Origin of the sequence: Mycetocola zhujimingii, from assembly GCF_003065425.1 — a bacterium.
Lineage (GTDB): Bacteria > Actinomycetota > Actinomycetes > Actinomycetales > Microbacteriaceae > Mycetocola_A > Mycetocola_A zhujimingii.
The window spans coordinates 2766731-2780612 of sequence record NZ_CP026949.1 but is presented as its reverse complement, the minus strand read 5'-3'; the positions used below and the strand labels follow the sequence as shown (position 1 = coordinate 2780612).

The window sequence follows — 13882 nt, the reverse complement described above, 5'->3', positions numbered from 1 at the left end:
ACAGCGACACCTCCCGCTGTCCGGTGCAAGCCCTTTTCGTGCCGCGGCACTGGGCATTAGTCTCGGAGCGCGTCGGCCTCCTCCGCCCGGCGCCCGTCGAAGGGAACTCAGATGTCCACCTGGCTCATCACCGGCTGCTCCACAGGCCTCGGTCGCGCGCTCGCGACCGCCGTGCTCGCTCACGGGAACAACGTCGTCGTCACGGCGCGCGATGCGTCGACGGTGCAGGACATCGCCGACACTTCCCCCGACTCAGCCCTCGCACTCTCGCTTGACGTGACCGACCCGGCGCAGGTCGAGTCAGCCGTCCGGGAGGCTGAGCGCCGGTTCGGCACCGTCGACGTGCTCGTGAACAACGCGGGCTACGGGTATCGGTCCGCCGTGGAGGAAGCCACCCCCGAGGACGTCCAGCGGCTCTTCGACACCAACTTCTTCGGAGCCGTCGCCATGATCAAGGCGGTCCTGCCCGCGATGCGCGAACGCCGCTCCGGGGCCATCGTCAACATTTCCTCCATCGGTGTGCGCCTCACACCGCCGGGGTCCGGGTACTACGCGGCGTCGAAGGCTGCCCTCGAGGGCATGTCCGGTTCCCTCCGCAAGGAACTGGAGCCCCTCGGAATCGCGGTTACCGTCGTTGAACCGGGTGGATTCCGCACCGACTTCGCCGGGCGATCACTGGCACAGTCTGAGGTCGCCATCCCGGACTATGCCGAGACCGCTGGCAAGCGGCGGAAGGAAAACGACACGGTGCACGGCACCCAGCCGGGCAACCCGGCGCTCGCCGCCGAGGCGATCATCACGGCGGTCGAATCCCCGAACGCACCCCTCCTCCTGCTGCTCGGCGCCGACGCCATCGACGGCTTCGAGACGCTGGCGGCCCGGGAGCGCAACGACGCCGACACCTGGCGCGACCTCAGCCTCAGCACCGGTTACCCGGAGGAATAGCGCGTTCAGATGCCGCAAAACCGCGGAATGGCGTCGGCATACCGCGGTTTTGCGGCATCTGAAGGCGGCTCTCGCGCCTAATGCAGCGCGATGGTCTCCACTGCGCGCAACTGGGTGCGGATAAACCGGTTCGCGTGCGCGCCGAGGTCGTCTGGGTCGTCCCACAGGTTGCGCCAGATGCCGAGCATCCTGCTCAGCTCCTCGTTCACCACCGCCGACGAGAACGACTCGAACACGACGGGCCCGTCGTAGCCGATCCGGGCGAGACCGCGGAAGAACGAGCCGAAGTCCACCGTGCCCGAACCCAGATAACCGCGGTGGCTCTCGCCGACGTGCGCGTAACCCAGCCGGTTGCCGACGTCGAGGACCGGGGTGTACAGATCCGACTCCTCGATATTCATGTGGTAGGTGTCGAGGTGCACCGAGACGTTGTCGTGCCCCACCTCGTCGAGAAACGCGAGCGCCTGCCTGCCCGTGTTCATCAGGTTGGTCTCGTAACGGTTGACGACCTCAAGCGACAACCGGATGCCGAGACCTTCGGCCCGTGACGCCAGCCGGGCGAGAGCGGCGGCGCTCGACGCGCGACCTGCCGGGGTGGCCGGGGCCATGTACTTCTTCATGGCGCTGTAGATCACGCCGCAGAGATCGCTTCCACCCATTGCGTGCACGATCTCGAGACACTCCTCGAGCATCCGTTCGCCTCGAGCCACGACGTCGGGGTCGTTGCTCGTGAGGTCGGTTGCCTCGCTCAGTCCGAGGGACGCACTGACCGCGAGCTCGTTTTCCTGCAGGAGGCGAGCCGCAAGCATCCGATCGAAATGAAAAGGGTCCATGAGGGGGATTTCGATCAGGTCGAATCCCGCCTGTTTCGTCTTCTCGATCGCGAGGGTCAGCCCCGCGGCGTCGAATGAGCCTGAGAAGACGAGAGCGTGTGCGCCGATGAGCACGATCGTGTCCTTCCACCCCGGTGGCCGCGCCGGTGCGAAGCCCGTTTCCGCAGATTACTCCGGTGGCATGGCAGAGAGACAGGCCGTACGGCACATCCCCAACCCCGGCCCAGGTCAGTTTCTGTCCCGGGTGCGTCAGCGGGAACGAGCGAGCAGCGCGTCGACCTCATCACGGTGGGGGAGGCTCGGGGAAGCACCCTGCCGCGTCACGGTGAGCGCTCCAGCGGCGATCGCGCGACGGATCGAGTCGGTGAGCGTGAGGCCGTCGGCGAGCGAAGCGCCAAGGTAGCCGGCGAATGCATCGCCGGCTGCCGTCGTATCGATGGCGGTGACCGGAATGGAGTCGAACCGTTCGGCGCTCGTCGCCGTGACCAGAACCGCTCCAGCAGCCGCCAGAGTGATGAGGGCGCTGGTCGCGCCGCGGGAGGTGAACCAGCGACCCGCCTCGACCGCCGATGACTCATCGGTCACCTCGATGCCGGTGAGGATCGCTGCCTCTGTCTCGTTCGGAGTGACGATGTCGACGAGCGGCCAGATCGCGTCGTCGAGAGCTGTGGCTGGCGCCGGGTCGAGGACGACAGTGAGTCCGGCGTCGTGCGCCTTCCTGATCGAGTACTGCGTGAGCGCCCAGGGGATTTCGAGCTGGGTGAGCAATACCCGGCAGCTCGCCCCGAGAGCCTCGAACGCATCGTCGATCTGTGACTCGCTGAGCGACGAGTTCGCGAGGGGAACCACCACAATGTCGTTTTCGCCCGATGAATCGACCCGGATGTGCGCCACTCCGGTCGGACCAGGAACCGAGCGGACGTGGTCGACGTGCACGCCGGCATCCGTAAGCCCGCCGCTCGCGACGTCGGAGAAGACGTCGGTGCCAACGCAGCCGACCATGTGCGCGTTGCCCCCTGCGAGCCCCGCGGCGACCGCCTGGTTCGCACCCTTGCCGCCAAGCACGAGCGTGAACTCGTCGCCGATGATCGTCTCGCCTCGAGCCGGGAGCCTCGACGAGAAGGTCGTGAGATCGACGTTGATGCTTCCGACGATCAGCACGCCACCGGATGCCGATGCTGACGGTCGAGAACTCATGGTGTCCTTCTGCTGTGGTGTATCGCTCATCGAGAGTCTTCGCGGCTACGCCAGCTGCTTCTGCTTCGCCTGTACCGGGATCAGCAGGAGAAGTCCGATGAGGATGACGAGGATGATGCCGAGGATCCCCCAGTACTGCTCTCCGCCAATGGTGATGAAGATGGCGAACGCTGTCGGAGCGAGGAACGACACGGCACGACCCGTCGTTGCGTACAGGCCGAAGACCTCTCCCTCGCGGCCGGCCGGGATGAGGCGGGCCAGGAACGACCGTGAGGCCGACTGCGCCGGTCCGACGAACAGGCAGAGCGCGAGTCCGAAGATCCAGAACATGATCGCACCACCGTCGTGGAGGAAGAAGACGGCAAGACCGGCGAGGACGAGTCCGATGAGGGATGCCATGATCACCGGTTTTGCGCCGAGCTTGTCGTCGAGCAGACCGACGGTGATCGTCGAGATACCCGCAACGACGTTCGCGGCGATGGCGAAGATGATGACCTCACCCGGCGAGAAACCGAACCAGCCAGCCGCGAGTACCCCGCCGAACGTGAACACTCCAGCGAGTCCGTCGCGGAAGACCGCGCTCGCGATCAGGAAGTACACGGTCTGCCTGCTCTCGTTCCAGAGCTTCTTGATGTCGCCGAAGAGACGGGGATACGAGGCAAAGAATCCGACCTTGTCGCGCCTGGCACCGACGCCCTTGTACTCGGGAACAAAGAGGAGCACCGGAAGGGCGAACAGGCCGAACCAGATCGCGGAAATCAGAACGGTCACCCGGATATCCATGCCGTCATCGCCCGTGATTCCGAAGATGCCGACGTCGGGCTGGATCAGGCCGAAGTACACGATGAGCAGCAATACGATTCCACCGAGGTAGCCGAGGCCCCAGCCGATGCCCGACACCCGGCCGATGGTCTTCGGCGTCGAGACCTGGGCGAGCATCGCGTTGTAGTTCACGCCGGCGAATTCGAAGAAGATGTTTCCTGCGGCGACGAGCAGAAGCCCCAGCCAGAGGAAGCTCGGGTCGGGCTCGACGAAGAACATGGCCGCGGTGATCCCGACGACGATGTAGGTGTTGACGGCGAGCCAGAACTTGCGGCGGCCCGAGCTGTCTGAGCGCTGCCCGGTGACGGGGGCCAGGATGGCGATCAGCAGACCGGCGGCGCCGAGCGCCCAGCCGAGCTGGGCCGAGACGGCGGCCTCTTCACCGAAGGCGTCGCTCGTCAGGTAGACGGTGAAGACAAACGTCGTGATCACGGCGTTGAACGATGCGGAGCCCCAGTCCCACAAGCCCCACGCCAGTACCTGCTTGGTCGAGGTTTTCGTCGGTGTTTCGGAGAGGGGGCGTGCCGCCGTCGCTGCACCATTGCCCGCATTCGTGGTCATGGTGCTCAGGCTACTGGCACTGGCAGACTCGCGGGTGAACCCTGATCCGCCGTGTCTTCGCCCCGCGCCCGTGAACTCTCACGCACGACAAGACGGTGCCCGATCTCGATGCTGCGTGGATTCACCCGCTCCGAGGTGATGGCGTCGACGAGGGTATCGACCGCTCGGTCGGCGATCGCCTGTTTGTCTGGTGCAACCGACGTCAGCGACGGAATCGAGTATGTCGACTCCTGAACGTCGTCGATTGAGACGATGGCAACATCCTCCGGCATCCGTAGTCCCGCGTCGGCGAGTGCACGCATCGCTCCGAACGCGATGACGTCTGCGAAGCACACGAGGGCATCGAAGCGGATGCCCGCAGCGAGCGCGCGGCCGACAGCGTCGTACCCCGCCGCGGTGCCGAACCGATCGGTGTACAGCAGCAGCTCGGGGTCCAGGCTGTGCCCCGCAGCTGACAAGGCCTCCTGAAAGCCCTGCAGTCGTAACCGGGAACTCCGGTAGTCGTCCGATCGGTACGCTCCCACGGTCGCAATGCGGCGTCGGCCCGAGGCGATGAGGTGCGCGGTGATCTCCCGTGCAGCACCGACGTTGTCGATGGCGATGGTCGTATAGGACGACGTCGAGATCTGCTCGCCGATGAGCACGGTGGGCACGCTCGGGGGAGCCGAGTAGAGGTCTTCCCTGGTCAGGGACATCGGGCTGAAGATCAGCCCGTCGACGAGGTGGGAGGTGAAACTCTTCAGTGTGCCCAGTTCCCGCTCTTTCGTTCCCTGCGTGTGGGTTGCGATCACCGTGTATCCGCGGCGTTGGGCAGACCGCTCGACGAGTTCGGACAGCTCGGCGAAATACGGCTGGGAGAGCTCGGGCACGGCGAAACCGAGCATCTTGGTGTTGCCCTGGCGGAGCCGTCTGGCGGAGATGTTCGGCTGGTAATTGAGCTTGGCGATGGCGTCCTGCACGCGCTGCCTCGTGTCCGGCCTGACGTGCACGTAGTTATTGACGACGTTGGAGACCGTGCGGGGGGACACGCCTGCAAGCTTCGCGACGTCGTGAATGTTGGTTGCCATGTTCCCTCCCTGACCATCTTGGCCTACAACGAGGCGTGACGGTGAACCGATTTATGCAACGTGGCAAAGGTGCGTATGACAGCGTTTGACAAAGCATCACGGTCATGAACACAATAGCCCTCGTGCAGTTTTTGCAACGTGGCAAACCGGAAGGCAAGGAATCGATGACGCTGACGCTCGATCAAGCGGCCCAAGCGACCAGGAAGCGCCCGCCGCGACTGCCCCGCAAACGGCGTTCTCAGGCCGGACTGAAGTACGGCTTTGCTTTCGTCGCTCCCTTCGCGGTTCTGTACCTCGTCTTCGTGCTGTACCCGGTTCTCCAGGCAGCCCAGATGAGCTTCTTCGATTGGGACCTGCTCGGGTCCGTTCGCGAGTTCATCGGCCTCGAAAACTATGAGCGGATGCTCTGGGGCGTCGACATTCAGTGGTCGATCACCAACCTGTTCTGGTGGCGCATCGGCGTGCTCGCCCTGGTTGCGGTGCTGCTGGTCGGCCCGATCAAGCGCAGGCACATCAGCGTCTGGAGTGTTGCCGGCGTCCTCGGCCTGCTCGGGGTGTTCGTCGCCCTCGGCTTTGCGCCGGGCAAAGACGGTTACTGGTACGACCCGACGTTCTGGATCGCCCTGCAGAACACCCTGCTGTTCACAGCCATCTCCACTCCGATCATCGCCCTGCTCGGTCTCGTCATGGCCCTTGCGCTGCAGGGACAGCGGCGCGGATCCCGCTGGTACCAGATGGCGTTCTTCCTCCCGTACATCCTCCCGGTCTCCGTGGTCACCCTCATCTGGACGTACTTCCTCTCACCGGGCCAGGGTCTGCTCGCGCAGATCCTCACCCCGCTCGGCATCGACCCGATTCCCTGGCTGAGTGATTCGAACACGGCGCTCACCGCGGTCATCATCACCACGATCTGGTGGACCGTCGGGTTCAACCTCGTCATGTTCGCCGCCGGGCTGCAGGATGTCGACAAGTCGCTCTACGAAGCCGCATCGCTCGATGGTGCCGGCCCGTGGCGCAAGTTCGTGAGCGTGACGCTTCCCGGCATCCGTCACGTCATCCTGCTCGTCATGGTGATGCAGGCAATCGCGTCGTTCCAGGTCTTCGGTCAGGTGAACATCATGACCGGTGGCGGCCCCGGTACCTCGACCGAGGTGCTCATCCGGCACATCTACCAGACCGGTTTCCGCGACTTCGAGCTCGGCTACGCGTCGGCGATGTCACTCTTCCTCTTCGCACTGATGCTGATCGTCTCCGTCGTCCAGATGCGCTTCCTCGGAAAGGACGACACCAAGTGAACGTCATGAGCCCTCCCCCGACCCGGAAGACGAGCGCCGCAGCGCCCGGTCTCGTCGCAGCACGGCACACCGCGACGCGTGCGACCTGGTGGCACCTCGCCATGATCGTCGCCGCGCTGGTCTGGCTTCTTCCCATGCTGTGGATGCTGTCGCTCGCGCTCAGCGACAACGCGACGCTGAGCCAGGGTGTCACCGGACTGATCCCGCGGGACTTCACACTCGACAACGTCTTCGGTGTCTTCTCCGTCGGACTCACCAGCCGCTGGTTCCTCAACAGCGCCATCGTGGCCATCGTCACGACGGTCCTGACGGTGCTCCTCTGCGCGATGGCGGGCTACGCCTTCGCGCGCATCGAGTTCCCCGGCCGCACGTTTGTATACGCCACAGTGCTCGCGGGGCTGATGATCCCCAAGGAGGCGATGTTCATCCCGCTCTTCACGATGGTCGCTGACGCGGAGATGCACAACACCTACGCTGCGCTCGTTCTGCCGCGGATCGCGGCTCCCCTCGGCGTCTTCCTGATGACCCAGTTCTTCTCGAAGATTCCGCTCGAGATGGAGGAAGCGGCGCGCGTCGACGGCGCAGGGCCGTGGCGCACGTTCTTCTCGATCATGCTGCCGCTTGCAACCCCCGGCATGTTCGCGCTCGGGATCTTCACCTTCGTTCAGACCTGGAACGACTACCTGTGGCCACTCGTGTCGGCGACGAAGAGTGAGATGTTCACGATCACCACCGGCCTTGCGTCACTCCAGGGCAACTTCGCCCAGGCCACCGAACTCGGCAGCCTGATGGCCCGCGGGCTCGTGGGATCACTGCCGCTGCTGATCATCTTCCTGCTCTTCCAGCGCCATCTCATCCGCGGAATCTCAATGACCTCAGGCGGCAAGTAGGGCACCAGCCCCGCAGTCGCATTCCCCCTGCATTTGTTCTGCAGGTCCACTCGTAACACCCGTAACACGAACACCCGTAACACGAACCTAACAAGACAGGAACAGACATGAACGGAAAACGCATCCCAGCGGTTCTCGCGACGGTCGCGGCAGCATCGATGCTGCTCGCCGGCTGTGGCACTGGAACCGGAACCGGCACAGCCGCCGGAGACGATGACATGACGGCAAAGATTGAAGCGGTCACAGACGAGCAGCTCAAGGGAACCAGCATCACGATGTCGCGGATGTTCGGCGACTGCGAGGAGACCACCAAGGGCGTCACCGACCTCGCGATGGCGGCATCCGAGTGTGAAGCGATCCAGATTCTCACCAACAAGTTCAATGCCGAGAACGAGCACGGCATCTCTGTTGAGCGCCTCGGTGGTGCTGACTGGAACTCGTACTACGACGCGTTCAACGCATCGATCGCCGGTGGAGAACCCGCGAACATCGCGAACCTGCACGATTACGCGCTGTCTGACTATGCGCGCCGTGCCCAGCTGGTGTCGTTCGACCCCGCAGCGCTCGACATCGACATGGACGACGCGACCGAGCAGGCCCAGAACTCGGTCACCTACGACGACAAGACGTTCGCGGTTCCGTTCGACTCCCACGCGATCCTCGCCCACGTGAACACCGACGTCCTCGGCGCTGCCGGCTACATGGACGCCGACGGCCGGCCCGTCATGCCGACCAACGCCGACGAGCTCATGGCCATGGGACAGGCTGTCAAAGAGAAGACCGGCAAGCCTCTGATGTCCGTCGGGTTCGCCAACGACGACATGGCATGGCGGATGTTCTACTCGTTCGTGCGCCAGCAGGGCTCTGACCTCATCGTCGACGGTGAGGCAAACGTTGATTCCGCCGAGGCGAAGGCCGCGATGGAGCTGCTTCAGGAGCTCATCGACAACGGCTACATCCACACCAAGGCCGACTACTCGGGTTCGATCGAGGAGTGGAAGAACGGCGAGTCCGCAATCCTCGTCAACGGCACCTGGGGCGTCAACGAGTACGCATCGACGGCGACCTTCGGCTACACGGTCACCGACTTCCCGACGATCATGGACGAAGCCGCAGTCTGGGCGTCCTCGCACATGTGGGTGCTGCCAGTGCAGAAGGACAACGACCCGGTGAAGTACCGTGCGTCGCTTGAATTCGCCTCGTTCCTCTACGAGAACACGAGCGTCTGGGCCACCGCGACCGGGCACATTGCCCCTCGCGTCTCGGTCGTTGAATCCGCCGAGTACCCGAACGCTCCCGAGCGTGCGAACTACACCGACACGGCGCTTGAGAACATCAGCTTCGTACCGCAGGTCGAGAACTGGACGGCGATCAAGTCGCTGATCCACAAGCAGCTCGAAGAGGTCTGGTTCAACGGAAAAGACCTCGACTCAGCACTGACCGAGGCGCAGCAGCGCGTCGGCCAGGAACTGAAGTAGCAGGACTAATCCGCACCACAATCGTGGCCCGCTCCCGTTTTCGGGGCGGGCCACGGCTCTGATCCACTCATTATCAAGAAGGATGGGCACATGAGCCTGCACCCTCGCGAACGACTCTCCCTCGACGGCCGTTGGGAGCTCGAACTCCTCGACGGCGACGACACCGATGGACGACCCGAAGACGTGATCGTGCCCGGTGCCTGGACCGCGCAGATCGCCGGCCACGGCGACTCGCACGAGAGCGTCCGATACCGGCGCACGTTCGACTGGACGCCCGGCACTGCGGGTGTGCACCTCGTGTTCAACGGCGTGAACCACTCCGCCGAGGTCAGGCTCAATGGAACCGTGGTCGGAACCCACGTCGGGGCCTGGGAAGCCTTCTCCCTCGACGTGAGCGACGTCGTGATCGCCGGGACGAACTCACTCGACGTGATTGTGGCCTATCCGCCGCGCACGGACACCGATGCCGAGCCGGGCTACCTCGAGGTCCCTCACGGCAAGCAGTCCTGGTACGGCACATCGGCGGGCATCTGGCAGTCGGTCTTCATCGAAACCAGGCCACTGCACCACATTGCTGAGATCGAGGTGCGAGCGGATGCCCCGACGGGAACCATCGATGTTCGCGCCATCGCCTCGCTCCCCGGTGCGCGGGCAGAAGTGACGGTCAGCCATGGCGACGAGGTCGTCGCTCGCGCCGAGCTGCCCGAGCACGACGGCCGGTACAACGGGACAGTCGTGGTTCCTGATGTACAGCTGTGGGGGATCGACCAGCCCGCGCTCTACACGGTGACGCTCAGGCTGGAGGCCGCCGACGGCACAGCCGACGTCGTCTCACGAAGCACGGGTTTCCGCACGATCGAGGCACGCGACGGTGCGTTCTTCCTCAACGGCCACGAACTTGAGGTGCGTGCGGTTCTCGACCAGGACTACCACCCGTCTTCCGCACCGATCCCCGAGAGCACCGAGGAGTGGGAAGAGCTGCTGTACGAGACTCGTGCCCTCGGCTTCAACATGCTCCGCGTGCACATCAAACGCCCGGATCCGCGCTATTACGAGATCGCCGACCGGATGGGAATGCTGGTCTGGACTGAGCTCCCGAGCTGGATGGTCTGGACCCAAAGTGGTGCAGACGAAGGACTCGCGATGCTCGAGCGGTTCATCGCCGCTGACCAGCATCACCCGAGCATCGTCATGTGGACGATCATCAATGAGTCCTGGGGGCTCGACATGACGAGCGGGCGCCAGCGGCGCTGGCTCGCCGATGCGTTCCACCGGATCAAGGCTGTCGCTCTCGGCTCCCTCGTCGTCGACAACTCCGCGTGCTTCCCCAACTTCCACATGGTTTCGGACGTCGACGATTACCACGTCTACCGTGGCATCCCCGAGTCGCGTCGAGAATGGGACGAGAAGATCGAGGAATTCGCCGCCCGCCCCGACTGGACCTACTCCGGTTATGGTGACGCGGAACGCTCGGGGACCGAGCCCCTCATGCTCTCCGAGTTCGGAAACTGGGCGTTGCCGGTTGTGCGCGACCAGTACACCGACGGAGCGGAACCGTGGTGGTTTGGCCTCGGCGCCAACTGGGCGTACGGCGCGGCGGAAGGCACCCGCCTGATGGAACGATTCGCTGAACTCGGTCTCGACCGGGTCTTCGGCACGTGGGAGGACCTCGTCGCGCAATTGCACCACGCGCAACTCGTGGCGAACCGCTACCAGACCACATCCATCCGGATGCAGCCGAGCATCAGCGGTTACGTGCTGACGCAGCTGAGCGATGTGCAGTGGGAGGCCAACGGGCTGTTCGACATGAACCGCACACCGAAGACCGGTACCGCTGAATTTGCCCTCGCCAACGGCGACCGGGCAATCGCCCTTCGGCCCGACGCGTACAGCGCCGTGACCGGTGACAGCCTCGCGCTGAGCATCACGACGGTGCCGGCCCGCACCGGGTCCGCACCTGCGCCCGTCGCCGGTACCGTCCGGGTGCTGCTCGATGGCGTCGAGATCTTCACGATCCCCGACGACGCCGAGCGCTGGTCGACCGCGCGCATGTCAGTGCCAGTGCCGAGCGAGCCCGGCCAGTACGAGCTCGCCGCAGAACTCGTCGTGAACGGTGAGGTGGCTGCCCGCGACGCCGCAGACCTCGTCGTCGTTGCGCCCGTCGGTGCGGATGCCGGCCGGGCGGTTGTCGCCGCAGACAGCGGTATCGCCGACTGGGCACGGTCCATCGGCCTCGGCTGCGACGCCGAGCTGGAACCGGATTCGCTCCTGGTCACGACGGTTTTCGACGCCGCTGCCCGTGCACACGCCAGCGACGGTGGCCGGGTGCTCGTGCTGGTCGAAGAACCGGACGCCCTCGACGGGGCGTTCGACCTGCTCACCGCCGGCCGCATCGGCCCGCGCTCAGGTGACGGCGACTGGGTGCCGCGCAGCGAATGGCTTGACCGCTCGGGCCCGTTCCAGAACGTCCCGGGAAGCACTCTCCTCGGCATCGCATTCGAGGATCTGCTCGGTGAGCACGTGCTCACCGGCATTCCGAACGCCATCCGTTCCGCCAGGGTGTACTCGGGGATCTTCTCCGGCTGGTTGCGCGGAGCCGCGACCACGACGGCGACCGTGCGCTGGAGTGAGGGCAGCGTGACACTCACGACGCTGCGCTTGCGGCACGCGCAGGCCCTGTCGCCTGTCGCGGCGACCCTTGCGCGTGCAGTCGTCGATGCGGCGCGGCTCGGTTAGAGCTGCCAGCCCCGGGTAGCCTGCCAGGCGGCGGATGCGGCACGATCGCATCCGCCGCCGGGGCAACGGGGTGCGGCCGGGCTCAGAGTAGCTTGCGCGCAAGCGCCCAGGCGGTGAGCTCGTGCCGCGACGACAGCTGCAACTTCCGCAGCACACTGGAGACGTGGGTTTCCACGGTCTTCACCGAGATGAAGAGGGATGCCGCCACCTCTTTATACGAGTAGCCCCGCGCGATCAGGCGCATCACTTCCTGCTCTCGTGCCGACAGGCGATCGAGCTCATCAGACGCCTCCGCGGTTTCGCCGGCGACAGCGCCGAAGGCATCGAGGACGAACCCCGCGAGCCGCGGCGAGAACACGGCATCTCCGTCGCGAACGCGCCGTGCGGCATCCGACACGTCAGCGCCCGAGGCGCTCTTCGTGATGTAACCGCGGGCCCCCGCCCTGATGACCGTCACGACGTCGTCCGCGGCATCGGAGACGCTGAGCGCCAGGAACCGGGTGTTCGGCGCCTGCGGCGCTGCCCGCCGGATGACCTCGCCGCCGCCGCCTCCTGCGCCGCCGGGGAGGTGAACGTCGAGCAAAACGACCTGCGGCTGCGTTGCAAGAACCAGATCGACGGCGCCATCGACCGTCGCGGCTTCACCGAGGACGCGGATGCCGTCGGCCAGGTCGGCACGGAGACCTGAGCGGAAGATTGAGTGGTCGTCGACGATCACCACGGTGAGGCCTGGGTCGTTCGAGGACGCTGGGGTGGTCGGTTCAACTGTCGGCATGGTCAGCTCCGGGGGTCAGGGGCAGAAGAAGGTGGACCTCGGTACCGGTGCCGCCCGGGCCGGGTGCCAGTTCGGCGGTGCCACCGATGCGTCGCATGCGACCGAGGATCGATTCGCGGATCCCCATTCTGTCGGCGGGGATGTCGTCGAGGTTCAGCCCCGGCCCGCGGTCGGTGATCGTGACCTGGATGGCGGTCGGCGAAGACTCCAGGTAGACGGACACGGTGCCGCCCGCGTGCCGTGCCGCATTGAGCATCGCCTCGCGTGCGGCACCGAGGAGCGCGTCCGGCACCGAGCTCGGGCTCTGGCCCACAGCGACGACCTCGATGAGGGCGGCATAATCCTGCTCGATCACCCCGGCGATTCGGCGGAGCTCATCGGCGAACTCCACGGAGGCGCCTGGGGAGCCGGCGAACAGCCAGTCCCTCAGCTCACGCTCCTGCGCCCTGGCCAGCCGGGATGCTTCACTCGCCGGACCGGCCTTCTGCTGGATGAGTGCGAGGGTCTGCAGCACCGAGTCGTGGAGGTGCGCCGCGATCTCCGCCCGGTCGGCCTCGCGCACGCGCGCCGCGCGCTCGTCGGCGAGGTCACGGGTGAGCCGGACCAGCCAGGGTGCGACGACGATCGCGACCCCGAAGAGCACGGCGATCGCGGCGACGAACACGGTCCAGACGTTGGGTTCCTCACCGGTGACGAAGAACAGGAGGATTCCGACGGCGACGAGGATGAGCGCCCCGAGCGCCCGGACGAGCAGCGCCGATGAGGAGGAGGACCGCTGGCGCCTGAGGTCGTCGAACTGGCGCCAGGCCAGTCCCGCTCCGCCGAGCACCACGATGGCCGGGATGACAAAGGAGAGCGGGACATCGGCACCGAGGCGGGAAGCGACGAGAGCGGCGGCCGCGGCGAGCAGCGCGAGGCCGAGCAGCACCTCGGTGACCGGCGCCCTCCGTTCCGTTGGCGACGGCGGGGTGTCGTCGTTGTCGTCGTACGGCCTCGTGAGTGCGCGCTTGACGGGGTCGGCGGCGTCGATGGCGACCGGAGTCGTCGCCCACAGCCACGCGTAGAGGAGCACGCCCGCTCCGCCGCACAGTGCGAGCAGCACTGTCGACGTTCGCACGAGGGGCAGGGGCAGGCCGGTGTGCTCGGCGAAACCCGCGCACACTCCGCCCACGAGCCGGACGCGGGGGCGGGTCATCAGCGCTGCGTCCATGCTGCAATCCAAGCACCCCTGATGCTCGCTGCGGGACGGAATCCGAAATCTCAGGGTTCGATCCGGGGGAACC

The 13882-nt window shown here is 65.6% G+C and carries 11 protein-coding genes; 5 read left to right on the top strand and 6 right to left on the bottom strand.

The window, feature by feature from the left end; genetic code table 11:
* The first annotated feature begins 111 nt into the window (after positions 1–111).
* Entirely contained in the window at positions 112–945 is an 834-nt protein-coding gene (locus C3E77_RS13260; protein WP_108392188.1) for an oxidoreductase, read from the top strand.
* A 77-nt stretch (positions 946–1022) separates the two neighbouring features.
* On the opposite strand, the gene C3E77_RS13255 is transcribed toward C3E77_RS13260, so the two are convergent.
* The 4 genes from C3E77_RS13255 to C3E77_RS13240 form a co-directional block, all read right to left on the bottom strand.
* A complete protein-coding gene (locus tag C3E77_RS13255) occupies positions 1023–1892 on the bottom strand; it encodes a sugar phosphate isomerase/epimerase family protein (protein ID WP_108392186.1) in 870 nt (289 codons plus the stop codon).
* Between the two features lie 135 nt (positions 1893–2027).
* The gene (locus tag C3E77_RS13250; protein WP_234031216.1) at positions 2028–3005 is read right to left on the bottom strand and encodes a ribokinase; all 978 of its coding nucleotides are present in this window, start codon (positions 3003–3005) and stop codon (positions 2028–2030) included.
* Between the two features lie 15 nt (positions 3006–3020).
* Positions 3021–4358: an MFS transporter gene (locus C3E77_RS13245; RefSeq protein WP_108392184.1), complete on the bottom strand. Its 1338-nt coding sequence runs from the start codon at positions 4356–4358 to the stop codon at positions 3021–3023.
* Positions 4359–4363: 5 nt separating this feature from the next.
* On the bottom strand, positions 4364–5425 hold the full coding sequence (locus C3E77_RS13240; RefSeq protein WP_108392182.1) for a LacI family DNA-binding transcriptional regulator: 1062 nt from the start codon (positions 5423–5425) through the stop codon (positions 4364–4366).
* 104 nt (positions 5426–5529) lie between these two features.
* Here C3E77_RS13240 and C3E77_RS13235 point away from each other — a divergent pair, with 104 nt between their 5' ends.
* From C3E77_RS13235 to C3E77_RS13220, 4 genes are all read left to right on the top strand, one after another.
* Entirely contained in the window at positions 5530–6720 is a 1191-nt protein-coding gene (locus C3E77_RS13235; protein WP_198410493.1) for a carbohydrate ABC transporter permease, read from the top strand.
* A 5-nt stretch (positions 6721–6725) separates the two neighbouring features.
* A complete protein-coding gene (locus C3E77_RS13230; protein ID WP_108393370.1) occupies positions 6726–7610 on the top strand; it encodes a carbohydrate ABC transporter permease in 885 nt (294 codons plus the stop codon).
* Positions 7611–7717: 107 nt separating this feature from the next.
* The gene (locus C3E77_RS13225) at positions 7718–9088 is read left to right on the top strand and encodes an extracellular solute-binding protein (RefSeq protein ID WP_108392178.1); all 1371 of its coding nucleotides are present in this window, start codon (positions 7718–7720) and stop codon (positions 9086–9088) included.
* A gap of 90 nt (positions 9089–9178) precedes the next feature.
* Positions 9179–11824 carry a glycoside hydrolase family 2 protein gene (locus C3E77_RS13220; protein WP_108392176.1) on the top strand — a complete coding sequence of 882 codons (2646 nt, stop codon included), beginning with the start codon at positions 9179–9181 and terminating at the stop codon, positions 11822–11824.
* Positions 11825–11906: 82 nt separating this feature from the next.
* On the opposite strand, the gene C3E77_RS13215 is transcribed toward C3E77_RS13220, so the two are convergent.
* Both C3E77_RS13215 and C3E77_RS13210 read right to left on the bottom strand, forming a co-directional pair.
* Positions 11907–12599 (bottom strand): LuxR C-terminal-related transcriptional regulator, encoded by a 693-nt coding sequence (locus C3E77_RS13215; protein ID WP_108392174.1) that lies wholly within the window; start codon positions 12597–12599, stop codon positions 11907–11909.
* Positions 12586–13809 carry an ATP-binding protein gene (locus tag C3E77_RS13210; RefSeq protein WP_108392172.1) on the bottom strand — a complete coding sequence of 408 codons (1224 nt, stop codon included), beginning with the start codon at positions 13807–13809 and terminating at the stop codon, positions 12586–12588. The genes C3E77_RS13215 and C3E77_RS13210 overlap by 14 nt, the downstream gene beginning before the upstream one ends.
* Between the last annotated feature and the right edge of the window lie 73 nt (positions 13810–13882).

What these genes read in the sequence shown, in the direction of transcription:
- C3E77_RS13260 (WP_108392188.1), top strand. Translation starts at nt 112, where the DNA reads ATGTCCACCTGGCTCATCACCGGCTGCTCCACAGGCCTCGGTCGCGCG.
- C3E77_RS13250 (WP_234031216.1), bottom strand. Translation starts at nt 3,005, where the DNA reads ATGAGCGATACACCACAGCAGAAGGACACCATGAGTTCTCGACCGTCA.
- C3E77_RS13245 (WP_108392184.1), bottom strand. Translation starts at nt 4,358, where the DNA reads ATGACCACGAATGCGGGCAATGGTGCAGCGACGGCGGCACGCCCCCTC.
- C3E77_RS13240 (WP_108392182.1), bottom strand. Translation starts at nt 5,425, where the DNA reads ATGGCAACCAACATTCACGACGTCGCGAAGCTTGCAGGCGTGTCCCCC.
- C3E77_RS13235 (WP_198410493.1), top strand. Translation starts at nt 5,530, where the DNA reads ATGAACACAATAGCCCTCGTGCAGTTTTTGCAACGTGGCAAACCGGAA.
- C3E77_RS13230 (WP_108393370.1), top strand. Translation starts at nt 6,726, where the DNA reads ATGAGCCCTCCCCCGACCCGGAAGACGAGCGCCGCAGCGCCCGGTCTC.
- C3E77_RS13225 (WP_108392178.1), top strand. Translation starts at nt 7,718, where the DNA reads ATGAACGGAAAACGCATCCCAGCGGTTCTCGCGACGGTCGCGGCAGCA.
- C3E77_RS13220 (WP_108392176.1), top strand. Translation starts at nt 9,179, where the DNA reads ATGAGCCTGCACCCTCGCGAACGACTCTCCCTCGACGGCCGTTGGGAG.
- C3E77_RS13215 (WP_108392174.1), bottom strand. Translation starts at nt 12,599, where the DNA reads ATGCCGACAGTTGAACCGACCACCCCAGCGTCCTCGAACGACCCAGGC.
- C3E77_RS13210 (WP_108392172.1), bottom strand. Translation starts at nt 13,809, where the DNA reads ATGGACGCAGCGCTGATGACCCGCCCCCGCGTCCGGCTCGTGGGCGGA.